Below are 21,716 nucleotides of genomic sequence, written 5' to 3' on the forward strand. Positions count from 1 at the left end.
GGCAGGAGAGCTCGATGGCACGAACCGACAAGATGAAACTCGGAACTTTCGTCTATACGTTCGGTTTTCATCCCGCCTCCTGGCTGCATCCGGCAAGCGACGTCAACGGCGCCAACGACTTCGCTCATCTGCTCGATGTCGCCAAACGATCCGAGGCGGCCAAATTCGATTTCATGTTCATGGCGGATTCTCCCGCCGCCGCCGTCGGCGATCCGAGTGCGCTTGCCCGTATTCCCACAAAGATGAACCGTTTCGAACCCCTCTCGCTGCTCTCGGCACTGGCGGTCACCACCAGGGATCTCGGTCTCGTCGCGACGGTGTCGACGAGTTACTACGAGCCTTTCAATGTCGCGCGTCTGTTCGCCTCGATCGACCATCTGAGCAAGGGCCGCGTCTGCTGGAATGTCGTCACGTCAGATCACGACGAAACCGGCTACAACTTCAATCGCGAGGGGCTCGATCCGCATGTGTTGCGCTACGAGCGCGGCAACGAGTTCGTCGATGTCGTCTTCGGCCTCTGGGACAGCTTCGAGGAGGGCGCACTGCTTCTCGACCGTGAAAACGGTGTCTATTATGACAAGGACAAGCACCATACGCTCAACCACAAAGGCAAGCACTTCCAGGTTCGCGGCCCCCTCAACATCGCGCGAACGCCCCAGGGCCGCCCTGTCATCGCCCAGGCGGGCGGTTCAGAACCCGGCATGGACATGGCGGCACGCACCGCCGAGATCGTTTTCAGCCTCGCATCGAATATCGATCGGAACCGCGCCTTCTACGAAAACGTCAAAAGCCGGATGCCGGCCTATGGGCGCGATCCGAACGACCTGAAAATCATGCCGGGCATCGTCACCAACGTCGGTGAAACCGAGGCCGAGGCAAAGGCGAAGGTGGATTATCTGATCGACAAGATGCATCCCGATGTCGGCCGCCTGATGCTTTCCGAATTCCTGGAAGCGGACCTGCGCGACGTGGCTCTCGACAAGCCCTTCCCCATGGATCGTCTGCCGGCGGCGCCCAAGGGATCGCGCGCCCTGTTCGACGAGTTGGTCGATTTCGTCAGAAGCGGCCGTACCGTCGGCGAACTCATCCGGCACTATGCCGAGAAGCATACCGGAAATGGCATGACGGGCACGCCGGCCCAGATCGCCGACTACATGGAGGAATGGTTCGAGACACGCGCCGCCGATGGCTTCATCCTGATGTTCCCGACCCTGCCGTCCAGTCTCGACGACTTCGTGCGGCTCGTTCTGCCGGAGCTTCGCCGCCGCGGGCTATTCCGCGAGGAATACGAAGGCAAGACCTTGCGTGAAAACCTCGGTCTTTCCATGCCTGTAAACCGCTTTGCCAAAACGCCGGCGCCGGCCCGATGAGTGCCGAGGCTCTGATCAGCGAAGCGGACTTCAAGCTTTCGATGCGTCATCTTGCCGGTGCGGTGAGCGTGATTACGGTCGGCGACGGGCAAGACCGCACCGGCTTCACCGCAACGTCGGTCTCGTCGCTGTCGGCGGAACTGCCTTCCGTGATCGTCAGCGTCAATCGGGCGTCTTCCTCATGGCCGGCGCTGCAGCGATACGGCTGCTTCTGTGTCAATGTGCTCGCCGCCGACCAGCAGCAGGTAGCGCAATCCTTTGCCGGTTTTGACGGGCGAAAGGGCACGGAGCGCTACGGCGATGCGGGATGGTATCATCTCAAGACCGGCGCGGCCGCCCTTGAAAATGCCCTGACCGTCCTGGACTGCAAGCTCGAAACGGCATTCCACTACCGTTCCCATGCGATTTTGGTCGGACATGTCTACGCGATCGAAATCCGGCAAGGCATAGGACCGCTGCTTTACTGGCGCGGTGGCTATCACCAACTTCCGGCGGAGGTCGATCGCAGCGGCCTAGCGAAGGCGCTCGGACAATAGCCCAATCGAGGCGACATCCGCATTGGCAAAGGCGAGTCTGAGGTAGCGCTCCTGTCCCTCCCCGAAATAGGCGCCGGGCAAAGAAACAATGCCGGCTTCCCTAGCGAGCTTTTCGGCAACCTCTGACGACGATCGATCTGCGTGGGGATGGCGGACAAAGGCGAAATAGGCGCCGATCGCTCCGATCTCCCAATCCGGTAGCCCGGAAAAGACCTGCCTCAACGCGTGAGCCCTTCGGGCGATCTCCAGCCGGTTTCCGGCCCGCCAATCGGCGAGCGCCGGGAGAGCCGATGCAACGGCGATCTGAGCCGAACGCGGCGCGCAGATCTGCATGTTGTCCATCACCTTGGCGATGTCGGCGACGAGTTTGGGGCCTGCCGTGATCGCACCCAGCCTGTGGCCAGGAATGCAGAAGGATTTCGAGAAGCTGTAGAGAAGAACGAGCGTGTCCTCCCAGCCCGGCTGGGACAGCAGAGAGTGCGGCCGTCCGTAATCCTCGCCAAGGAAATCGCGATAGGTCTCATCGAGGATCAGCCAGGCGCCATATTTCCGGCAGAGAGCAAAAAGCTCATGAAGCAAGCTTGGCGAATACACCGCCCCTGTGGGGTTGTTGGGCGTAACGACGGCAAGCATCTTCGCGCCGGCCGCAAGTGCCGCCTCGGCCGAACGCGGATCGGGAAAGAACCCGTTGGCAGGATCGCAGTCGACCAATTGCCGCCCGATCCCCAGCATCGACAGCGTCGTGTCATGATTGAAATAGAAGGGATTGGTGAGCGCTACGGTATCGCCCGCGCCAGCAAGCGCAATCGCCGTACACATGAACGCCTGATTGCAGCCGGCGGTGATGTGGATATTGGCAGCCGAAAGATCGGTGTCGTAAAGCTCGGCAACATGGGCAGCGTAGGTCTTGCGCAATAAAGGCTCGCCCTCGATTGGCCCGTATCCCGTCATAGCCTGTTGTCCGGCCGCCTCGGCAAGAAGCCGCAGCATCACCGGATGCGCGGGATAGCCGGGCACGGCTTGCGACAGATCGATGAGCGGCCCTTTTTCTCCGCTGTATTCGCGGCTCCAGGCAACGACGGACGGAATGGGCGGGGCAGAAAGGCGGGAAACGAGCGAATTGGACTTTGCGGTGGTCATAACGATTTCTCTTTGATCCCGATTGCTACAACGATAGCAATGGCTTTCTCAACCTCTTTGTTGGGTGAGACGAAACTGAAGCGGAGACGCATGCGGGTGGTGTGCGCACAAAATGCGGCTCGAACAGCTGCGCCTGGACGAAGAGCTGGGCTATTGAAACCGTAACCGCCCGCGATCTGCCAGAGCAATCCGGCACCACCGACAATCGCGATGACCAATGCTGCCGCTATTCCGTATAAGAGCTCGCGAGCGACTGACATCAAAAGTTCTCTAAAAGCATATAGTTAGGTTAGGTGTGCGGCGTGACGCGCTAGCGCTCGAGATCAAGTTGCTTATAATGCCGTCCATGCCGGAGCTGTAACCCTCATCTCGGTTGGTCGACGGTATGTCGGTGGTACGGGCAACACGGGGCTGACCCACCGAATCGCCCAAGACCAGAGGCCTATCCGACGGCGGTGCATCGCCGGCCTAGGCGCCAGCGCCAGGTCCGAGATCAATCGCCGTTCCTGCCTGGCGCTCGGCCTGCCAGGCCGCCGCAGCTGAGGCCTGCTGAGCCAGAGCGACTTGCCAGGGCGGGAGGGCGGCGAGACGAGCGTACCAGAGAGCGATTTCAGGGTACGGGGCTATGGAAAGCCCAATCCGCGCCGCCGAGGGTATGATCGCGCCAACCGAGAAATCGGCGACGGTCAGAGCCTCGCCCGTCAGCCACGTCCGTCCGTTCAGCGACCGGTCGAGCACGGCGGCGAAGCGCGCGAAGTTCTGCTCCCCGCGAGCAATGAACGCGGCGTCCGGCGGTCCCAGACCCAGCACGGCCTTGGAGGTCTTTTCGAATGCGACCATGCCCCACGATTCCGCATCCCAGTGAGCCCGGAGGCGCGCTATGAGCAAACCGAATCCATTTCCCTGGCTTTTGTGACCGCCCTGCAGATCTTGCCGCCTCGCCAACTCGTCGTCCTGATCCTGCGCGATGTCCTCGGATTCCACGCTAACGAAGTAGGCGGCATGCTGGACACGACCGTCGAATCGGTCAAAAGCGCCCTCAAACGCGCGCGTGCAGGAATGCAGCGCCGACTGCCGGTGACCACTGCCATGGAGCCGCCGCCTGGTAGCGCCTCACCTGCAGAGGACGCGATCTTCGCGAAGTTCGTCAGTGCCTACGAATCTGCCGACATCGACGCGTTGGTGGCTCTATTGACCGGTGACGTCTTCCTGTCGATGCCACCGATGCCGCTGGAATACCAGGGACGAGACAGCGTGGCCCGCTTCTTCGCATTCATTTTCGGCTCGGTGCAAGGGTTCCATTTGGTGCGGACGCGAGCCAACGGCCAGCCGGCTTTCGGGGTCTACCGACAAACCTCCACCGGCATCCACGGAGTGGGCCTCTTCGTTCTCACTCTCTCCGGCAACCGAATCAGCGCCATGACCCGCTTCGAAGACACCGTCCTCCCGATATTCGGCCTACCGCAATCCCTCCCGAGTACACAGTAGACCGCCTTTGCCCGCACCAATGCGACAGGGTGGCACCTGCAGCCAGATGAACCAAGGAGGCCCCGAGGGCCATCCGCCTGCGACGTTCGGATCCTGGTATCGACCGAAGCCGTCGGTCACGCTAGTCATCTTCCGTGAAGCCAATCTGCACTTGGACTTCCGAAGTATCTTTGCGATAAGCCCCGGTTTGCCTGCACTACCACCAGCTCCGGTTCGAAAGCCCGCACAGGACCTTCTCAAGCTGCGCAATTTCGGTAGCGGAGACCTCGTGTGACCTATCCGGCAGTATGTCGCAATGGAGCCGCGCCCGAGCCCGGGCGAGGGCCGCAGCAGTCTGGGCGAAGGCATCGACGGGTATCCACGGGTCCTTGTCGGAACCGGTTAGGTAGACCGGCAGCCGGTCGAGATCGGCAAAGGGCCTGTCGCAAGCCGGCGTGCCGACGCGGCAACCGGTCAAGCTTGCCAGGGCGCCGTTCCACGGACCGTGCCGCATCGCATACTCGACCGCGAGGCAGGCGCCTTGGCTGAAGCCGCCGATGACGAGCGGTTTCGGGTGGTTGTTCGCCCCGGGAAGGTCGCCGATCAGTTGCCTGACATAAGCGATCGCCTGCTCGAGCTGTTGCCGGGTGGGATCCGTCAGCACGTCGGTCGCGCGCGCGTCATACCAGCTGTTGCCCCGGGCCCGCGGCAGCACGAAGGCGACGCCGGGCACCTTGAGCTTCGAGATCACCTGTTCCTGCATGTCCTCTGGCGACTGGGTACGCCCGTGGATGAAGACGCAGTGCACCAGGGCCTCCTCGGGGCTCGCGCCGAGGAGGAGCGGTGTGTCGTGGTTCGACATGGCGCCGGACTCAGAATGTCGCGGGTTCGAGACCTGCAATCAGTTCCTGCCGGCGATCTTCGAACCATGGTGGGAACACCAGCGTCGTGCCGATCTGGCCCGCCGGTTCGTCGAGCGCCCAACCGCCTTCGACCGACCAGGCGATCTCGAACAACGCCCCGCCGGGCGAGCGGACATAGCAGGACTTGAAATAGTTGCGATCCTTTTGATCCGAGACGTCGGTAAAGCCGAGGCCTTCGAGATGCGCCTTGAGCTCGAGCTGGTTTTCCTCGTTGCCGGTGTTGAGGGCGAGGTGATGGATCGTGCCGCCGGCCAGCGTCCAGGTGCCCTGCGGGCCGGTGGATTCGTGCAGCACCTCGACGATGCTGCTCGGCCCGCCGGCATTCGGCACGGAGAACATCAGGCCCTCGTCGCTGTCGGCTTCCTTCTTCATCGACATGCTGACGCCGAGGAAGTCGTCCATCGCGGTGCGGTCGAAGACGGCGATGGCCGCGCCATAGATGCCCTTGATGCCATGGGCGGCGTTCACGTGCTGCGCTTCATTGACGATCGCCGGACGGTTGTCGGCCGGGCTTTCGACCAGTTCATGCGGAATGCCGCATGGATGCTTGAAAGCGACGCGGGTAATGCCGAAGCGCGAAATCTTGGCGGCATCGACACCCTTGCCGTTCAGCCGGTCGATCCAATAGTCGGCCGAACCGACCGGGATGGCCTGCTGGATGATCTTCGACTGGTTGGTGCCGCGCTTGCCGAAGACGGCCGGCTTGCGGAAGGGGAAAGTGGTGATGATAGTCGAGGCGTCGCCGTTCCGCGAGCCGTAGTAAAGGTGATAGACGGGGATGGTACCGTCGAACAGCACCGTGCGCTTGACCGAATAGAGCCCGAGCACCTTGGTGTAGAAGTCGTAATCCTCCTGCACACCGTCGGTGCAGAGCGTCAGATGGTGATAGCCGCTAACAAGGGCCATGTCGTCCTCCTCCAAAGACGTTGCGAATTCCGGATGCGGTTCCTCCACCGTTGTCATCCGGAACCACGGCGCAGCCTGCGTGTCGCAAACATCCCGTGAATGTGCCGACTATAGCCGATCCACTCCGCTCCTGATTGACATTGTTCATGCAAGCTATAGCAATTTGCTATGAAGATCGTCGAAGCGCACCTCGTCCAGCTCGCCGCCGTCATCGAGACCGGCGGTGTCACCGAAGCGGCCGCCATGCTCGGCATGACGCAGTCGGCGGTGTCGCGCACTCTCTCGATCCTGGAAAAGCGCATCGGCGAGCCGCTCTTCGTTTCCGGCCGGCGGCCGATGCAGCCGACACCGCTCGGTGAGCAGCTCGGCCAGCAGGGCAAGGTCATCCTGGCATCGTGGCGCAAGGCGATGGAGATCATCCGCAGCTTCAAGTCCGGCTCGTCGGGGCGGGTGCGGATCGGCGGTGTGCCCTTCTTCATGGATGCGGTTGTGTCGCCGATGATCGCCTCGTTCCAGCGCGGCGAGCCGGGCATCATGGTGCACCAGTCCTATGGCAACTATCCCGACCTCGTCGCCGAACTGGATTCCGGTCAGATCGACCTCGCAGTGACCCCGACCGGATCGGTGGATCTGCGCGCTGACTTGCACTTCGAGCCGATCCTGACGGCGCGCAATGTCCTGACCTGCGGCGCCGGCCATCCGTTGGTCCGCAAGCGCAACCTCACGACCGAGGACATCGTCAATTATCCCTGGATCGCGCCGTTGCCCGGGTCTCCGCTGGTGCTCGACCTGCACAATATTCTGCTGACGCTGGGGCTGGCGGAGGTGTCGCTACGCTATGCCGGCGGGTCGCTGTTGAGCGTCGTCAATTACCTCGCGGGCACCGATGCACTCGCCATTCTGCCGCATTCCGTCGTTCATGCCTTCCGCGGCGAGAATAAGATCAGCATCATTCCGCTTGATATTCCGCAGCCCGAGCGCGTGCTCGGCGTTATGACGCGCAAGAAGCCCTATTCAAACCCGGCCGGCCGCAAGTTTGTCGGCCATATCCGGCGGGAATTCGCTGAACTCCGGCGAGCGGTCGAGAAACACGAAAAGACAATCCAGTGGGTACAAGGACCGTTCATGGGCGAGCGCGAGCGTATCTTATCCGCCGACTGATACGGTGCTGAAAACGCACAGGAGAGGATGCGGTGCACGCATCCTCTCCTGTCGTCATTATGTCAGGTGCGGCTTCTCGCCAGCACGAAGTTATGCGCCACTTCCCAGAAATCGCCGGCGAATTCGTATCTTTTCGCGCGCCCCGGATCATTCACCCGGTTGAATTTCGCCAGCAGGCTTTTCTTGACCCCGAAAACTGCGTCCGAGTGGATATAGGGATCGTCGGGATCGAAGATATGCGTCGTCAGCGTCTCGAAACCGTCGGCGCTGATGATGTAGTGCAGATGAGCCGGGCGGTAGGGGTGGCGGCCGAGATGGCCGAGCAACTGCCCGACGGGGCCGTCATCCGGGATCGGGTAGTATTTCGGCTTCACGGCGCGGAACCAATAATGTCCATTCGGACCGGTCCGGAAGATGCCGCGCAGATTGAAGTCGGGCTGGATGCCCTTCTGCTGTACGTCATAGAAGCCTTCGTCATTGGCCTGCCAGACATCGATGACGGCATTGGCGATCGGCTTGCCCTCAGTGTCGAGGATACGGCCCTCAATGACCATGTCCTCGCCCTTGCTGTCGAGGCAGATATTGGCGCCCATCGGCAGTTCCGGAGCATCAGCAACGTGGAACGGGCCGAGCACCGTGCTTTCGGACGCGCCCGAGGGCTTTCGGTTGTTGATCGCATCAACCAGCATCGACACGCCGAGCACGTCCGACAGCAGGATAAATTCCTGCCGCCACTCGTTGCACATCTGGCCGGTTCGGGTGAGGAAGAGGATGGCCTGCATCCATTCCTCCTGTGTCGGCTCCAGTTCCTTCACCGCCTCATGCAGCTTGCGGGTGATGACGTCCATCACCTCCTTCAAGCGCTCGTCCTTGGCCCCGGCATTGCGGCCGGTCACGACCTCGACCGAGTTCCCCTCGGTGAAATAGCCCTTCTCATCCGCTCCCATCATCGCCTCACCGATCCAGAATTGTTGTCAAAACGCGGCGCAACTCGGCTGCTGGGTCAACGGCCAGCCGTTCGCAGCGCCATACGACGTGGTGGTCCGGCCGCACCAGGACGGCGCCGGCATCGCCCACCTCGCGGGCACGCGCCCAGTCGCCATAGTGATCCTGCCATGTTTGTCGTGGCCCGATGATATGGGTTGCGAGCGGCAGGCCGAGTTCCGCCGACAGGACTTCTGCTGCATCGACCCAGGCCCGGCCGCCGATACCGGTCAGGAGGGTGAACTTGCCGTGACCGCAGAGATCGAGCGTTGAGGCCTTCCGGTTACCCTCGCCGAACAGCCAGGCATGCGGCAGGCGCGCGCCGGGCCAGGTCGTCTGCTCGAAATGCAGTTCCTGATTGCGGGTGAATGGGGGCTCGGGCTGACCGTCGGCTGCGACCGCTGAGGATTTGTAGCGGTGGTTCATCTCTACGCCATGGGCGTCGAATTCATAGACCTTGAAGGCGATCGCCTCGCGCAGCGCCGCGCGCTGGTTCTCGGCGACCGTGCTGTCATCGCAGCGACGATCCATGTTTTCCTGCATCTTCACCGGGTCGATGGAATCGAGCAGGCCGAGCGCGCCGAAGATCGGGCCGAACTCCTCGATCGACTGGTTGGCGCGTGTGACGATCTGCTTTGCGATCGGCGCGCGCTCCTCGGTATAGGTTTCGAGCAGGCCGGCGCCGGCATGGCCCTTGATGACCATGGCGAGCTTCCAGGCGAGGTTGAAGGCGTCCTGGATCGAGGTGTTGGAACCAAGCCCGTTCGACGGCGGATGGCGGTGGATCGCATCGCCCATGCAGAAGACGCGGCCCATTTGGGTGCTCGTGGCGTAACAATTGTTGACCGTCCACGTGGAGACCGAGGTGATCTCGATGTCGATATCGGGATCGCCGATCAGGTCTCGGGCCACGCCCTCGGCAAAGGCGTTGTCGACTTCCGGCACACCCTGGCTGATGTCATAGCCCCAGTTGATCAGCCACTCGTTCCATGGCCGGATCATGCGCACCAGCCCCATGCCGATGCCGCCGACATTCGAGCCCGGCTGCAGCACCCAGTAGAGGACCGACGGGCGGTGGGCGACGTAGCGGGTGAGATCAGCCTTGAACAGGATGTTCATCGAACCGGCCACGCCCATTTTGCCCTCGAAAGGCAGGCCGAGATGCTGCGCCACCAGCGAATTGCCGCCGTCAGCGCCGACCAGGTACTTCGAGCGGATGGTGATGTCCTTGCCGGTCAGGCGGTCCCGGCAGGTGGTCGTCACGCCATCGGCATCCTGCACGTGGCTCACATATTCGGTGGACATCCGCGCCTGCGTCCCCCGCGCGCATGCCGTCTTGAACAGCAGCGGCTCCATGAAGGTTTGCGGCAGGTCGTTCATTTCAGCGGGCGAGGAGAGCAGATGCTCGGCCTTGGACTTCGGATGGGTGCCCCAGGTCTTGAGACGGCCGAGTTCCTCGCCGGCGAGCGCGGTGCAGAACACGTTCTCGCCCATGATGTCCTGCGGGCTGCAATGGAGGTAGGCCTCCGCCTCGACCTCCTGACCGAGATCGCGCAGCACTTCCATGGTGCGCTGGTTGGTGATGTGGGCGCGCGGCGTATTGGCCAGCCAGCGATAACGGTTGATCGCCATGTTCTCGACGCCGTAAGTCGCAAGCAGTGCCGCGGTCGCCGAGCCCGCCGGGCCGGTTCCAATGATCAGGACGTCGGTTTCAATGTCGGCCATCAGTCACTCCCTCTGATGTCTTTGGTTTTGGGCTGGCCCGCCAGGATACGGCGGACGGGAAAGAGCTGGAATCCGGTGTGGTCCGTGAACAGGCCCCAGAGGCCGCGCGGCGCAAACAGCATGATCAGGATGCCGATCAAGCCGAGAATCAGCAGATACCAGGAACCGTAGTCGGCCAGCAGGCTCCGCAGGATGTAGAACACGATCACACCGATGATCGGCCCCTCGATCGTGCCGATGCCGCCGATCACCACGATGAAGATCACATAGGCCGTCCAGTCCGGAACGGAGAAGGCGGCATCCGGCGAGATGCGCGCCTTCTGCACATAGATCAGCGCGCCGGTAAGGCCTGTCGCCAGTGCCGCGACCAGATAGACGAAGGACTTCGTCAAGAGTGGATCGACACCGACCGAGCGCGCGGCCTCGCGGTTGTCGCGCACCGCGGCGAGCCCCAGGCCCTGCTTCGAGCGAAGCAGCTTGTAGATCGAACCGATGGTGACCACGGCCAAAAGTAACGCGAGCCAGTAGCAAATGATATCGGTGGCCTGCGGCCCACGCACGCCGAGCAGGTCCGCGACGAAGCACACGCCGAGCATGTCGCGGGTTGCGCCTGACGGCAGCGACGTGCCGGTTCCGCCACCCAGCGCTTTCCACTGCGCGAGCGACAGCCGCACGATCTCGGCGATGACCCAGGTGCCGATGGCGAAATAGGCGCCTTGCAGGCGGAAGACGAAGAAGGCCGTGGGCACCGACAGCGCCAAGGCCGCAAGCCCGCCGAGCATGATGGCCGCCATCGGATCCATTCCGAGCAGGCTGACGCCGGCAAACATCGCATAGGCACCAAAGCCGACAAAGGCCTGCTGGCCGACGGAGACCAGGCCGGCATAGCCGGCGAGTAGGTTCCAGCACTGCGTCAGCACCAGCATGGTCATGATGAAGAACAGGTCCTGGACGACCGAGCGCGAGACGAAGAGCGGCGCGGCGATGGCCAGCACCACCAAGATGAGGATCACCAGCATGGATGCGGAGGAGCGTCCCGTGCGAGTCGAGATGGTCCAAGAGGGGGAAAGGTGATCGCTCATATCAATCCACCGCCCGTGGGAAAAGGCCGCGCGGCCTGACTACCAGCACCAGCAAGAAGGCAATATGGCCCGCGAGGATCTGCCATTCCGGATTGATCGCGGCGCCCACGGTCTGCGCCACACCTATGATGATGCCACCGGCCAGCGTCCCCAAGAAGGAGCCGAGCCCGCCGATGATCACGGCCTCGAAGGCGTAGATCAACCGTGCTGGTCCCATGGTCGGATCGAAATTGGCGCGTGTGCCGAGATAGAGTGCTGCGATCGTCACCACCATCATGGCAAGCCCGGTGGCCGTGGCGAATATGCGCTCGGCGCGAATGCCCATCAGGCCCGCCGTGGCGCTGTCGTCCGAGGTGGCGCGGAAGGCACGGCCGAGCGGGGTGCGGTAGAAGACGAGGTTGAGCGCGACGATGACGCCCACCGCCGACAAGAAGGTGAGCAGCGGCATGGCGCCGATGCTGACGGGACCGATCTTCAGCGATGCCGTTTCCAAGGCGCCCACCGAAATCCTGCGGCTGTCGGCCGAAAAGCCCTCGAGCAGGCCGTTCTGGATCACGACCGAAAGGCCGAAGGTCACGAGCAGGGGCGGAAGTATATCGTTGCCAAGCGTCCGGTTGAGCACAAGGAATTGCAGTGCCCAGCCGAGTGCGAACATCACGGGCAGCGCGACCGCGGCGGCGGCGAATGGATTGAGACCGAGCGCCGAGACCAGCAGCAGGACCAGAAAGGCGGCCAGCACGATCAGATCGCCATGGGCGAGATTGACCAGCCGCATGATGCCGAAGACGAGGCTGAGACCCGCCGCGAAGAGTGCGTAAAGGCCGCCGAGCAATATCCCCTGAATGATCGTGTCGAGCCAGCTCATCGCGCATGCGCTCCGAAATAGGCGGCGTGGATATCCTCGCGGCTCAGCGTTGTCGGTGCGCCTGTCAGCGTCACCCTTCCCTCCATCATGCAGTAGACCCGGTCGGCCACTTTCAGCGCCTGGCCGATGTCCTGTTCGATGATGACGATCGATGCGCCCGTCGCGCGAATTTTCGGAAAGGCCGCGTAGATGTCCCTGACGACCACGGGGGCGAGGCCGAGGCTCACTTCGTCGCAGAGCAGCACACGCGGATTGGAGATCAGCGCGCGGCCGATCGCGACCATCTGCTGTTGTCCGCCCGACAGCGCCGTGCCGGGACGGTGGCGGTGCTCCTTCAGCACCGGAAAAAGATCGTAGATGGTGTCGAGCGACCACGCACCGTTGCCAACCCGGCCGTATTTGCCGATCAACAGGTTCTCCTCGACGGAGAGGGAAGGAAAGAGCCGACGGCCTTCCGGCACCATGGTGATGCCGAGTTGCAGGACATCCGGAGCGGCCAGCGCGCCGATCTCCCCGCCGTCGAACCGAATATGTCCGGGCACATTGCGGATCAGGCCGGAGATCGATCGCAGCAGGGTCGATTTGCCCGCGCCATTGGCGCCGATCACGGCGACCGTCTCGCTTTCATTCAAGGTGATATCGACGCCGAACAGCGCCTGGAAGTCGCCATAGAAGGCCGTCAGACCATGTGTCTCGAGCAGCGCCATCAGACATCGATCCCGAGATAAATTTCGCGCACGTCCTTTGAAGCCATGATCGTGTCGGGATCACCGTCCCCGATCACCCGACCGAAGTGCAGGACGATGAGCCGGCTGACGACCGAATTCAGGGCATGCAGCACATGCTCGACCCAGATGATGGAAACACCGCGCCCATGGATGTCGCGGATCGTTTCCACCAGTTCCTGGCATTCTCCTTCCGTTAACCCACCGGCAATTTCGTCAAGCAGCAGGATCTTCGGGTCCGTCGCAAGCGCGCGGGCCAGTTCGAGGCGCTTGCGCTGAAGGAGCCCCAGGCTTCCGGCCAGCTGGTTCGCCTTGGAATAAAGCCCGGTCTCGACAAGGATGTCGGCACAGCGGTCGCCGACCTCTCGTTCGACCTTGCGCGATCCGAAGGCGCCGGCAACCAGCAGGTTCTCGAATACTGTCAGCTTTTCGAAGGGCTGCGGGATCTGGAACGTCCTGCCGATCCCGGCGAGGCAGCGCGCCATCGGCGGCTGTCGCGTCATGTCGTTGCCGTCGAGCCGGATGGTGCCGGCATCGACGCGGATATTGCCGGTGATGAGGTTGAATAGCGTCGACTTGCCGGCGCCGTTTGGCCCGATCACGCCGAGCGCCTCGCCCTTTTCCAGCGCAAACGAAATCTGGTCGGCGACCTTCAGGGCGCCGAAGCTTTTCGATACCTGGTCGAGGGCGAGTATGGGCATGGCTCAGCCGATAGCTTCCATCTTGCCGCCCGTCGGAATGTTCGGCGCGGTCTGATTGTCGACGATGACAAGGTCGTAGCCGCCGCCGTCCTTGAGGCGCCACTGACCGCCGACCAGCGGCGTCTTGGCGATGTTCCTGGCGGCAAAGGGCGGCACATTGGCACCGTCCCAAGCCACCTTGCCGACGATCGTTTCGATGTTTGAGGCGGCGATGGCGGCGATAACCGCTTTGCTGTCGGTCGCGCCGGCACGCTTCATCACGTCGACGGCGACCTCGAACAGCGCATGGACGAAACCGATGGGCTGGGTCCAGGGCCGGCCGGTGACCTTGGTGAAGCCTTCAGCGAGCTCACCGGCACTCTGGCCGGTCAGCGACGACTTGAACGGATGGCTCGCCGACCACCAGACTTCGCAGGAAAGGTTATGCCCGTTCTTGCCGAGCGCCTCGACCGCCTGCGGGAACAGGATCGCCTTGCCGATGGAAGCGACCTTGGGCTTGAAACTCTGCTGCTGCGCCTGATTCCAGAATGTGGTGAAATCCGGAGGGATCATCACGCCGGTGATGATGTCGCTGCCGTCGGACTTGAAGGCGTTGATCTGGGCGGAAAAGTCGTCGGTCAGATTCTGGTATCGGCCCGGATCCTTGAGCGTATAGCCGAGCTTCTCCAGAACCGGCGGGAAGCCGACGACCTTGTCGCCCCAGGCATTACCATCGCCGTCATTTGGAAACAGGCCGCCGACCTTCTTGTTGGTCTCGAGCTGGCCCCACATATTGGTATAGACCGCAATGACGTCCTCAAGCCCCCAGAAAAAGTGGAAGGCGCTGTTGAACGGTTTCCACGATCCCGGATCGCCCGGATTTGCCTGCTGGCCGATGAACCAGGGCTGCCAGGGGGCTGCCGTCGAAATGCAGGGCACCTCTTCCGCCTCGCAGGTCGTGGCCACCGGATTGGTCGTTTCCGGCGTCGATGCCACGAGGACGAGATTGACCTCGTCGCTGACGATCAGTTCCTTGGCAACTTCGGCGGCGCGGTTCGGATTGGACTGACTGTCCTTCACCACGACTTCGTAATTCAAGCCGGCCGCCTTGGCGGCGGCCATGAAACCATCGATGATGAACTTGTCCGCCTCGGCGAAAGCGGCGAGTGGGCCGGTCTGCGGGCTGATATAACCGAGCTTGATTGGGGCGCCCTGGGCGACCGCCGGCATGGCGAGGTCGGATGTCGCCGCCAATGCACCCGTGGCGGCGGCGGACTTCAGCAAGTCACGTCTCGTAATCATATTCATTCCTCCTCCCAAAAGAATTCAATATGGCGGTCGTCTTCCGCTCCAGGCGTCCTGTAACAGTGCGCGGATCGCCGTCCGGTCGATCGTTCGCGGATTGGAATAGGGGTTCTTGGTCGCGATGTCGGCCGCCCGGTCGAGATCGGCCTCGCTGAGGCCGAAATCGCTCAGCGCCATCGGCGAGCCGATGGATTTGGCGAAGTCGTAAAGTGCCTGTCCGGGCGTCGCGTCACCGAAAATGTCGGAGATCGGCGTCATCAGGTCCGGTACGGCCGACGCATTGAATCCGATTGTATGCGGCAGCATCACCGAATGGGTTTCGGCATGCGGCGTGTCGAAACTGCCGCCCAAAGTGTGGCAGATCTTGTGATGCAGCGACATCGAAATCTGGCCGAGAACGGTCCCGCAGAGCCATGCGCCGTAAAGCGCCTTTTCACGTGCGGCGCCGTCGTGCGGACTGTCGATAAGGACGGGCAACGCGTCCTTGAGCGCGCGCATGCCATCGATGCTCATCATCGTCGTCATGGGATTGCGATCGGGCGCGTAGAGCCCTTCGGCGGCATGCGCAATCGCATTCAGGCCGCTGGTGATGCTCATGCCGACCGGCAGGCCGAGCGTGAGTTGCGGATCATAGATCACGACTTCGGGCGTGACCTTCGGGCTGCGCAGCGTGGTCTTGGCGCCGTTCTCCGTCTGGCCGAGGATCGGCGTGACTTCGGAGCCGGCATAGGTCGTGGCAACGACGATCTGCTGGATATCGGTGCGATAGGCCATGGCCTTTCCAAGCCCGGTCGTCGAGCCGCCGCCGAGCGAGACGACACAATCCGCGCCGAGCTCGGCCGCGCGTGCGACGGCGCGTTCGGTGACGTCGACCGGCGTATGCATGGTCGCCTCGGTGAAGGTGCCGACCGAGAGATTTCCGAGCCGCTTCGACATGGCTTGCGCATCGGATGCCTGGTGCGGCGTCGACAGCACAAGCGCGCGGCGGCATTCCAGGGCCTCCACCCATTTGCCAACATCGCCACTCGTCCCGTTGCCGAAGACGATGCGCGCTGCGCTGCCCTGATAGGTGAAGGATAGGGTCATGTCGTCCCTCGTCCCTTCTTCGCCCTGGCCATGGCGAAGGTGAAGTCGAGCGTCGACGCATCCCCCTTCCCGGTCGGTTTGAATTCCCCGATGAGTTCGTCCTTCACGCCGAACAAGGCGTCCTGGCCGAGATGCGGATCGCTGCCGTCATAGACATGCGTGCTGATCGTCTCAAAGCCATCGGCCTTGATCAGGAAATGGAGATGTGCCGGACGGCGCATGGCAAAGCCCAGTCCTCCCAGCATCTGCCCGACCGGGCCGTCGCCGGGCACGGCATAGCCGCCCGGACGCACGGTCTTGTAGCGGAAGCAACCCTGGTCGTCGGTAGTGAAGATGCCGCGAAGGTTGAATTCCGGCTGCTGGTCCGGCTGCTGGTTTTCGTAGAAGCCTTCGCTATTGGCCTGCCAGGTCTCGACCGTGGCGCCGGCGATCGGCTTGCCGTCGAGATCCTGCACATGGCCGCTGACGGCAAGCGTCGGGCCGACGCCGTCGAGCGATATGTTGGCATCGAGCGCCAGCCGTGGCGCATCGGCCCGATAGAAGGGGCCGCGCACCGTATTGGGCGTCGCGCCCTTCGGCCGGTTCGTGTTTATTTCCTCGACGAGTGCGGTGACGCCGAGCAGGTCGGAGAGCAGCACCCATTCCTGCCGGCGGCCGTCGCTGGCATGGCCGACATCGGTCAGGAATTCCATCGCCCGCCGCCAGTCGGCTTGCGACGGACGGGTCTCCCGAACGAGCTTGTGCAGATGCTCTATGAAAGGAACCATGAACGCTTGCAGCGGTCCCGCGGTGTGCTTGTCGAGCCGCTCGGCGACACGCTGCGCAGAGTTGCGCTCACTGAACGATATGTCTGTGATGACTCCTCCAATGACGAGAACCTAACAGGCCGAAATAGAGTGCTTGATAATTTTTTCGGCGATTTATATTCGTTATTGTTATGAAGATCGATGAAAGGCATCTTGCGCAGCTCGCAGCGGTCGTCCAGGCAGGCGGAGTGACTGAGGGGGCGACCATGCTCGGGCTCAGCCAACCGGCTGTGTCGCGCACGCTTGCGATGCTGGAAAAGCGTCTGGGCGAGCCGCTTTTCCTCAAGGGCAGACGGCCGCTGCAACCCACGCCGCTCGGCCGGGCGCTGGCCGATCACGGCCAGGCCATATTGACCTCTGCCCGCAAGGCATCGACCCTTGTGGAAGGCTTTCGCCATGGTCGCACCGGGCTGGTGCGCATCGGCGGCACGCCCTTCTTCATGGATGCTCTGATTGCTGGCATGGTCGCAGGCTTCCAGAATTCCTTTCCCGACGTCCGCGTCGAGCAGAGCTACGGCTATCTTTCCGAACTGCGCGCCGCCATCGTCGCGGACCGGATCGATCTCGCCATCTGCCCGATCGACATACTCGAAGAGGGCTCCGGCATGCATTTCCAGGAACTGTTGCCGGGCCGCAATGTCGTGGCCTGCCGCGTCACGCATCCGCTGCTGCTCAAGCGCAAGCTTGCGGGTCCTGAACTGCTCGACTTTCCCTGGATAGCGCCGCCGCCCGGCAGTCCATTGCTCGCCGATCTGCGCAGCCTGGTTCTCTCGCTCGGCGCCACCGAGACCAAGATCCGCTATGCGGGTGGTTCGCTGACGAGCGCGATCAACTACATGAAGGAAAGCGATGCATTGACGATCCTGCCGCATAGCGTCGTCTTCGCCTATCGCAACGATAGGGCAATCACCGCGCTGCCGGTCGAAATCCCCCACCCGGAGCGGGCGCTCGGCCTGCTCCGGCGCTCGGGCGATCCCGGGGCACCCGCCATCGAGGCGTTCTCGGCCCATCTTCGCAAGAGTTTCGAGAATCTGAGGCATCTGATCAAGCGCCACGAACAGTCCGTGATCTGGGGCATGTAGCGGGGAAGCCGGCGGGCATTCGCCGGCATTTTTCTCAGAAGGTCGCAGAATCGTCCGGCCACAACAGCACCGGCGCCGAGGCGGCGTCGACCACCGGACCCAGCGCGTGCCAGGCCCGGTTGGAATAAACCAGCGCCTCGGCCTGTCGCGTCGCATGCGCGCTGCCGGCGCAGCGAAGTCGCTGGTCTGCGCCAGATCGGGATGACATCCGTGATGGTGCTGGCAAGACCTGCCAGACACGCGCCGGCAAGCGCTTGCATCAACGGCCTGCGATTCAGCATAGAGGCTGGCCGTCGGTCACATCGAGCAGAAGGATCGCGAAAATCACGAGATAGATGGCGAGCACAATACGCTGCTGCCAGACGATGCGGCGCGATCCGGCAATACGCCTCTCAAGGCCAGGCGGCGTCCTGTCAGGCTTGCGAAGCTGCATACGGAACAACAGGTCGTCGACGGCGGCAAGACCGGCGGTCTCCGTCTCGTGGCTCGACGCGAGGCGAAACAGCAGCGCATCGAAGAGGAGATGGACAGCCAGCGCAAGGACTATCACGAAGAAAACCAGCATCAAGAGCCAGCCGAACGATGGAGCGAAGCCTCGATATCCTATGATGATCGGGCCGACAATCAGTGGGAGCAGCGCTGTCAGCCCGGAGAAGATTGAATTGCGACCGAGATTTCGCGCGGCGGCCGAGGCTGTCATCTTCCACTGCGTCATCGCAGGCCCTCCGTCACGGCATGGAGACTTTCCACGGGCAGATGAACGCGCCACCCCGCCCGTTCGATCAGTCGCAGCGCTTCGGCAGCATCGTCGCAACGTCGGCTGATGAGCAGCCAACGCACGATGACGCCGGCGCTCCGCTGGAAGCCGAGCGCACAGCAGACGAGGACCGGTCCCTGCTGGCGGACAGCCTCGAGGAGGTTCGCCGCGGCAAGCGTCTGGATCTTGTCGAGGGCTGTAAGATCAAGGGTGGGAAAGCTGCACCAGCGCGCGAGCGTCCCGCTCGGGCGCTGAAGTTCGCCGGTAATGTCGATCACCGTGGCAAAACGGTTGGCCTCGTGGCGACGCGGAAAACGACCGAGATGGACGCCGTCAGCGATTACCACGGATTCCGGCATTCTCCAGGTCCAGAGCCGAATGTTGATAAAAGCGCCGAGCCGGTAGGGTGCCAGTAGCCAGCGACTGGCAAGTGTCGCCCGGCCATCGACGCGTTTCTGAAATATCCGCGGGCCGGCGCCGAAATATCCGACTGCGACGATCGCCAGGGCAACAGCCGGCCAGAGCAATAGAAGCGCTGCTGGCGAGAGAGGAGTGCAGAGCGCCGCAAGGCCGAGAAATGCGACGGCACCGCACAGATAATCGATGCCGAGACGGCGCGACTTTGGATCGTCGCCCATTGCAAAGGCCGCCAGAGGCGAACCGGCATGGCGCGGAAAAAGCCAGACGGCAAACAGACCCAGCAGCATGCCGGTCGGTATGTCGATGACGTGGTGCTGCCACGTGGTCAGCACGGAGGCACCGATCAGGAAGCACCAGAGGTGCCAGAGAAGCCGCACCTTCCGCGGCAGCCGGCCGCGCAGATGATCCCAGATCACCACCAGGAGCGCGATATGGAGCGACGGCGCTTGATTGAACGGCTTATCGAAGCCACCGAGGACGGCGAACATGAAACCGGGCAAGCCGCTCGTTGCCGGCCGCACGAAGGTCGCTTCGAGCGGAAATGCGATAAAGCAGGCGACGGCTATTATCTGGATCGTCAGGTAACGCCTCGCGAGCATATCCACATCGCGCGGTGTCGTGTTGATGAACAGGCAGAGCGCATAGAACAGATTGATCGACCAATAGGGAATGATAGTCCATCCGAGGAACGGAATGGCGCTTTCCCATGCGAAGGCGACGTTCGGTACATGAGCGCGTTGCGATGCCAGCCAATTGGCGCCGCCATAGCTCAGATAGAAGAACGGCGCCAGGAAGGCGAGCCAGAGTGCCGCCCGCTTCGGGACCAGCGCGGACTGGGAAAAAGTTGAACGTACCTTCTCCACGCTTTGCCCTCAGACTCTCTCGGCCAGCGAGACAGTGAAAATGCCCCACTGGTCGATGCGCTGTTCGATCTTGCGAAAACCGGCTGCGGCGACCAGCTGGTCCATTTCCTCTTGCGTCCGCCGCCGCATCACCCACGCCTCGCCGCCGCGGTGGGAGGTCAGTGCGCGGGCGATCATCTCCAGTTGCGGATGCCATGGCTGGTTGGTGTAGACAAGCAGACCACCCGGCCGCATCGCGCGGGCGATCCCGTTGAGCGAGGCGGCGATCATCGCATTGTCGGAAAACAACTCGTAAAGGCCGGAGACGATCGCGAGATCCGGAGCCGGCGTGATTGCAGCCAGCCCCTCGCCGTCAAAGGCATCCTGTTGGCGGAAGCTCACGAAATCACTCAGTCCACGTGTGGCAATGCTCTTGCGGCCGGCGTCGACGTTGATGGAGGAATAGTCCTGCAAACGTGCACTGTCGGGACGCACGGCAGCCATTTCGATGGCATCAAGGACATAACGGCCGTGCCCGGCCGCTATGTCGAGCATATGGGTACTGCGGCCGGCTGCTTTCAGGCGCTGCAGCGCGCGGTCGATCAGCTCCTGCAAGTGCAGCTTGCGCTGCCTGATGCCGCGCCAGCCGATCGCCTCGAGGAACACCTTGTCGATCATACGCCCGCCGGGACCGAGCCCGCGCGGCTTGTTCTCGTAGACGTAATCGAGCGTCGAACCCGAATCAAAACCGGTCTTGACCCCGGTCTTTATGCCTTCGGACACCAAGGCGCCGATCTTGATGTTGAGGCGGCTGAGCACCCAGTAGATGCCCCGTGGGGATGCGGCATCAAGCGGGCTCGCGAGCCGGTCGGCTTCGTCCTTGGTGTAGCCCTGGATATGGGCGGTGCGAAGGTCGGCAGGTGCCCGGGGCTCGGCGAAACGCGCCTCGATAAAACGGCGGACCTCGGCGAGCGCAATCGCACGGTCCTTTTCGCCAAGCGTGTCATGGTAGAAGCCGGCAAGCACATGCCGTTCCTTGATGCGGCTGCCGAGGTTTTCGTAAAACCGGTGCTGCGGTGCGTGTCGCACCACCCAGTCTCTGCCGGAGATCAGCAGCTGGGTCGGAACGGTGATGGCGCGGGCGTCGCCGACGACGCGGGCTGCCGCCTCATAGAGCTGCACCAGGATGTTGGAGGCAATCGGCCTAGATATCAATGGGTCGGATTCGTAGGAGGCGATGCGCTCGGGGTCATGCGTCAAGAACTTTGCCTTGACATAGGAATTGACGAAGAACGTTCCCTTGAGCTTTTCCCAGAGCGCAATGCCTTCTTTGGCAAAAGGCACGTAGAGCTTGACGCTGAAGGCCGGTGAGGCAAGCACGAGCGCACGGATCGGCGGTGCATAGTCGTGCACCCAGGTGGTGGCGAGGACCGCGCCGACGCTCTGCGCAATGACGGCGATGTCTTCGACTGAGATACCGCTTGTCTCGCTGACATGGCGGACAAAGCAATCGAGATCATGCGCCGAGGCAGCAAAGGATGGCGAATAGCCGCGCTCTCCCGGTGAACGCCCGTGGCCGCGTGCATCCCAGGCGTAGAAGGAAAAATCATCGAGGCCGAGCTCGGTGGCGAGATGGGCGACGCGGCCGCTATGCTCGTGCCCGCGATGGAGAAGAATGATTGCGCCCTTCGGTGCGACGCCCGTCGAAGGCCACGTCCGATAAAACAGTCGGGTGCCGTCATGCGACTCGAATTCGGATTCACGCATTGGTCTGGCCGTCGAGGGCGGTTGCACACTATCGGCAGTCTGCAGCACGGTCTTCTCCAATTCTGACTGGTGGGTGGGTTGCAACCA

General features: G+C 62.6%; 23 protein-coding genes. 5 read left to right on the forward strand and 18 right to left on the reverse strand.

The window, feature by feature from the left end; genetic code table 11:
* The first annotated feature begins 14 nt into the window (after window positions 1-14).
* A complete protein-coding gene (locus EFB14_RS08710) occupies window positions 15-1,370 on the forward strand; it encodes an LLM class flavin-dependent oxidoreductase (RefSeq protein WP_126824539.1) in 1,356 nt (451 codons plus the stop codon).
* On the forward strand, window positions 1,367-1,906 hold the full coding sequence (locus tag EFB14_RS08715) for a flavin reductase family protein (RefSeq protein WP_126824543.1): 540 nt from the start codon (window positions 1,367-1,369) through the stop codon (window positions 1,904-1,906). Before EFB14_RS08710 ends, EFB14_RS08715 begins: the two co-directional genes overlap by 4 nt.
* Here EFB14_RS08715 and EFB14_RS08720 read toward each other — a convergent pair.
* The 3 genes from EFB14_RS08720 to EFB14_RS08730 form a co-directional block, all read right to left on the reverse strand.
* Window positions 1,883-3,046: an aminotransferase gene (locus tag EFB14_RS08720; RefSeq protein WP_125847977.1), complete on the reverse strand. Its 1,164-nt coding sequence runs from the start codon at window positions 3,044-3,046 to the stop codon at window positions 1,883-1,885. The genes EFB14_RS08715 and EFB14_RS08720 overlap by 24 nt on opposite strands.
* A complete protein-coding gene (locus EFB14_RS08725; protein ID WP_126824546.1) occupies window positions 3,043-3,306 on the reverse strand; it encodes a hypothetical protein in 264 nt (87 codons plus the stop codon). Before EFB14_RS08725 ends, EFB14_RS08720 begins: the two co-directional genes overlap by 4 nt.
* Window positions 3,307-3,514: 208 nt before the next feature.
* Complete coding sequence (locus EFB14_RS08730) at window positions 3,515-3,886, reverse strand: glutathione S-transferase family protein (protein ID WP_125848021.1); 372 nt, start codon at window positions 3,884-3,886, stop codon at window positions 3,515-3,517.
* A gap of 21 nt (window positions 3,887-3,907) precedes the next feature.
* Here EFB14_RS08730 and EFB14_RS08735 point away from each other — a divergent pair, with 21 nt between their 5' ends.
* Complete coding sequence (locus EFB14_RS08735) at window positions 3,908-4,534, forward strand: sigma factor-like helix-turn-helix DNA-binding protein (RefSeq protein WP_245438221.1); 627 nt, start codon at window positions 3,908-3,910, stop codon at window positions 4,532-4,534.
* A 196-nt stretch (window positions 4,535-4,730) separates the two neighbouring features.
* Here the strand turns inward: EFB14_RS08735 and EFB14_RS08740 are convergent, their stop codons facing one another.
* Both EFB14_RS08740 and EFB14_RS08745 read right to left on the reverse strand, forming a co-directional pair.
* Entirely contained in the window at window positions 4,731-5,375 is a 645-nt protein-coding gene (locus tag EFB14_RS08740; protein WP_126824549.1) for an alpha/beta hydrolase, read from the reverse strand.
* Window positions 5,376-5,385: 10 nt separating this feature from the next.
* Window positions 5,386-6,342: a VOC family protein gene (locus EFB14_RS08745; protein ID WP_126824552.1), complete on the reverse strand. Its 957-nt coding sequence runs from the start codon at window positions 6,340-6,342 to the stop codon at window positions 5,386-5,388.
* Between the two features lie 168 nt (window positions 6,343-6,510).
* Between EFB14_RS08745 and EFB14_RS08750 the strand changes: the two genes are divergently transcribed.
* Window positions 6,511-7,503 (forward strand): LysR family transcriptional regulator, encoded by a 993-nt coding sequence (locus EFB14_RS08750; RefSeq protein WP_126824555.1) that lies wholly within the window; start codon window positions 6,511-6,513, stop codon window positions 7,501-7,503.
* Between the two features lie 62 nt (window positions 7,504-7,565).
* Here the strand turns inward: EFB14_RS08750 and EFB14_RS08755 are convergent, their stop codons facing one another.
* Genes EFB14_RS08755 through EFB14_RS08795 form a run of 9 tightly spaced genes read right to left on the reverse strand, consistent with a single transcriptional unit; the run spans window position 7,566 to window position 16,722 of the window.
* On the reverse strand, window positions 7,566-8,450 hold the full coding sequence (locus EFB14_RS08755; RefSeq protein WP_125848019.1) for an intradiol ring-cleavage dioxygenase: 885 nt from the start codon (window positions 8,448-8,450) through the stop codon (window positions 7,566-7,568).
* 7 nt (window positions 8,451-8,457) lie between these two features.
* Window positions 8,458-10,212 carry an FAD-dependent oxidoreductase gene (locus EFB14_RS08760; RefSeq protein ID WP_125847968.1) on the reverse strand — a complete coding sequence of 585 codons (1,755 nt, stop codon included), beginning with the start codon at window positions 10,210-10,212 and terminating at the stop codon, window positions 8,458-8,460.
* Window positions 10,212-11,294: a branched-chain amino acid ABC transporter permease gene (locus EFB14_RS08765; RefSeq protein WP_126824558.1), complete on the reverse strand. Its 1,083-nt coding sequence runs from the start codon at window positions 11,292-11,294 to the stop codon at window positions 10,212-10,214. Before EFB14_RS08765 ends, EFB14_RS08760 begins: the two co-directional genes overlap by 1 nt.
* A gap of 1 nt (window position 11,295) precedes the next feature.
* Window positions 11,296-12,159, reverse strand: coding sequence for a branched-chain amino acid ABC transporter permease (locus tag EFB14_RS08770; RefSeq protein ID WP_126824562.1), 864 nt, complete (start codon window positions 12,157-12,159; stop codon window positions 11,296-11,298).
* Window positions 12,156-12,866: an ABC transporter ATP-binding protein gene (locus EFB14_RS08775; protein ID WP_125847962.1), complete on the reverse strand. Its 711-nt coding sequence runs from the start codon at window positions 12,864-12,866 to the stop codon at window positions 12,156-12,158. The genes EFB14_RS08770 and EFB14_RS08775 overlap by 4 nt, the downstream gene beginning before the upstream one ends.
* Complete coding sequence (locus EFB14_RS08780; protein ID WP_125847960.1) at window positions 12,866-13,585, reverse strand: ABC transporter ATP-binding protein; 720 nt, start codon at window positions 13,583-13,585, stop codon at window positions 12,866-12,868. Before EFB14_RS08780 ends, EFB14_RS08775 begins: the two co-directional genes overlap by 1 nt.
* Before the next feature lie 3 nt (window positions 13,586-13,588).
* Window positions 13,589-14,866, reverse strand: a complete 1,278-nt coding sequence (locus EFB14_RS08785; RefSeq protein WP_126824565.1) for an ABC transporter substrate-binding protein — start codon at window positions 14,864-14,866, stop codon at window positions 13,589-13,591.
* A gap of 24 nt (window positions 14,867-14,890) precedes the next feature.
* Entirely contained in the window at window positions 14,891-15,955 is a 1,065-nt protein-coding gene (locus EFB14_RS08790; RefSeq protein ID WP_126824568.1) for a maleylacetate reductase, read from the reverse strand.
* Complete coding sequence (locus tag EFB14_RS08795; RefSeq protein WP_210302763.1) at window positions 15,952-16,722, reverse strand: dioxygenase family protein; 771 nt, start codon at window positions 16,720-16,722, stop codon at window positions 15,952-15,954. Before EFB14_RS08795 ends, EFB14_RS08790 begins: the two co-directional genes overlap by 4 nt.
* Before the next feature lie 170 nt (window positions 16,723-16,892).
* Here EFB14_RS08795 and EFB14_RS08800 point away from each other — a divergent pair, with 170 nt between their 5' ends.
* The gene (locus tag EFB14_RS08800; protein WP_125847952.1) at window positions 16,893-17,843 is read left to right on the forward strand and encodes a LysR family transcriptional regulator; all 951 of its coding nucleotides are present in this window, start codon (window positions 16,893-16,895) and stop codon (window positions 17,841-17,843) included.
* Between the two features lie 34 nt (window positions 17,844-17,877).
* On the opposite strand, the gene EFB14_RS32835 is transcribed toward EFB14_RS08800, so the two are convergent.
* The 4 genes from EFB14_RS32835 to EFB14_RS08820 all read right to left on the reverse strand — a co-directional run bounded on the left by EFB14_RS32835 (window position 17,878) and on the right by EFB14_RS08820 (window position 21,677).
* On the reverse strand, window positions 17,878-18,051 hold the full coding sequence (locus EFB14_RS32835) for a hypothetical protein (RefSeq protein ID WP_164737509.1): 174 nt from the start codon (window positions 18,049-18,051) through the stop codon (window positions 17,878-17,880).
* A 66-nt stretch (window positions 18,052-18,117) separates the two neighbouring features.
* Window positions 18,118-18,558, reverse strand: coding sequence for a hypothetical protein (locus EFB14_RS08810; protein ID WP_125847950.1), 441 nt, complete (start codon window positions 18,556-18,558; stop codon window positions 18,118-18,120).
* A complete protein-coding gene (locus EFB14_RS08815) occupies window positions 18,555-19,883 on the reverse strand; it encodes a phosphatase PAP2/dual specificity phosphatase family protein (protein ID WP_126824574.1) in 1,329 nt (442 codons plus the stop codon). Before EFB14_RS08815 ends, EFB14_RS08810 begins: the two co-directional genes overlap by 4 nt.
* Window positions 19,884-19,892: 9 nt before the next feature.
* Window positions 19,893-21,677 (reverse strand): bifunctional alpha/beta hydrolase/class I SAM-dependent methyltransferase, encoded by a 1,785-nt coding sequence (locus EFB14_RS08820; protein WP_126824577.1) that lies wholly within the window; start codon window positions 21,675-21,677, stop codon window positions 19,893-19,895.
* Window positions 21,678-21,716 lie beyond the last annotated feature (39 nt).

The organism is Rhizobium fabae, assembly GCF_003985135.1.
Classification (GTDB): Bacteria; Pseudomonadota; Alphaproteobacteria; order Rhizobiales; family Rhizobiaceae; genus Rhizobium; species Rhizobium pisi.

Coding starts and splice junctions, on each gene's coding strand:
- EFB14_RS08710 (WP_126824539.1), top strand. CDS start 15: ATGGCACGAACCGACAAGATGAAACTCGGAACTTTCGTCTATACGTTC.
- EFB14_RS08715 (WP_126824543.1), top strand. CDS start 1,367: ATGAGTGCCGAGGCTCTGATCAGCGAAGCGGACTTCAAGCTTTCGATG.
- EFB14_RS08720 (WP_125847977.1), bottom strand. CDS start 3,046: ATGACCACCGCAAAGTCCAATTCGCTCGTTTCCCGCCTTTCTGCCCCG.
- EFB14_RS08725 (WP_126824546.1), bottom strand. CDS start 3,306: ATGTCAGTCGCTCGCGAGCTCTTATACGGAATAGCGGCAGCATTGGTC.
- EFB14_RS08730 (WP_125848021.1), bottom strand. CDS start 3,886: ATGGTCGCATTCGAAAAGACCTCCAAGGCCGTGCTGGGTCTGGGACCG.
- EFB14_RS08740 (WP_126824549.1), bottom strand. CDS start 5,375: ATGTCGAACCACGACACACCGCTCCTCCTCGGCGCGAGCCCCGAGGAG.
- EFB14_RS08745 (WP_126824552.1), bottom strand. CDS start 6,342: ATGGCCCTTGTTAGCGGCTATCACCATCTGACGCTCTGCACCGACGGT.
- EFB14_RS08750 (WP_126824555.1), top strand. CDS start 6,511: ATGAAGATCGTCGAAGCGCACCTCGTCCAGCTCGCCGCCGTCATCGAG.
- EFB14_RS08755 (WP_125848019.1), bottom strand. CDS start 8,450: ATGGGAGCGGATGAGAAGGGCTATTTCACCGAGGGGAACTCGGTCGAG.
- EFB14_RS08760 (WP_125847968.1), bottom strand. CDS start 10,212: ATGGCCGACATTGAAACCGACGTCCTGATCATTGGAACCGGCCCGGCG.
- EFB14_RS08765 (WP_126824558.1), bottom strand. CDS start 11,294: ATGAGCGATCACCTTTCCCCCTCTTGGACCATCTCGACTCGCACGGGA.
- EFB14_RS08770 (WP_126824562.1), bottom strand. CDS start 12,159: ATGAGCTGGCTCGACACGATCATTCAGGGGATATTGCTCGGCGGCCTT.
- EFB14_RS08775 (WP_125847962.1), bottom strand. CDS start 12,866: ATGGCGCTGCTCGAGACACATGGTCTGACGGCCTTCTATGGCGACTTC.
- EFB14_RS08780 (WP_125847960.1), bottom strand. CDS start 13,585: ATGCCCATACTCGCCCTCGACCAGGTATCGAAAAGCTTCGGCGCCCTG.
- EFB14_RS08785 (WP_126824565.1), bottom strand. CDS start 14,866: ATGATTACGAGACGTGACTTGCTGAAGTCCGCCGCCGCCACGGGTGCA.
- EFB14_RS08790 (WP_126824568.1), bottom strand. CDS start 15,955: ATGACCCTATCCTTCACCTATCAGGGCAGCGCAGCGCGCATCGTCTTC.
- EFB14_RS08795 (WP_210302763.1), bottom strand. CDS start 16,722: ATGGTTCCTTTCATAGAGCATCTGCACAAGCTCGTTCGGGAGACCCGT.
- EFB14_RS08800 (WP_125847952.1), top strand. CDS start 16,893: ATGAAGATCGATGAAAGGCATCTTGCGCAGCTCGCAGCGGTCGTCCAG.
- EFB14_RS32835 (WP_164737509.1), bottom strand. CDS start 18,051: ATGTCATCCCGATCTGGCGCAGACCAGCGACTTCGCTGCGCCGGCAGC.
- EFB14_RS08810 (WP_125847950.1), bottom strand. CDS start 18,558: ATGACGCAGTGGAAGATGACAGCCTCGGCCGCCGCGCGAAATCTCGGT.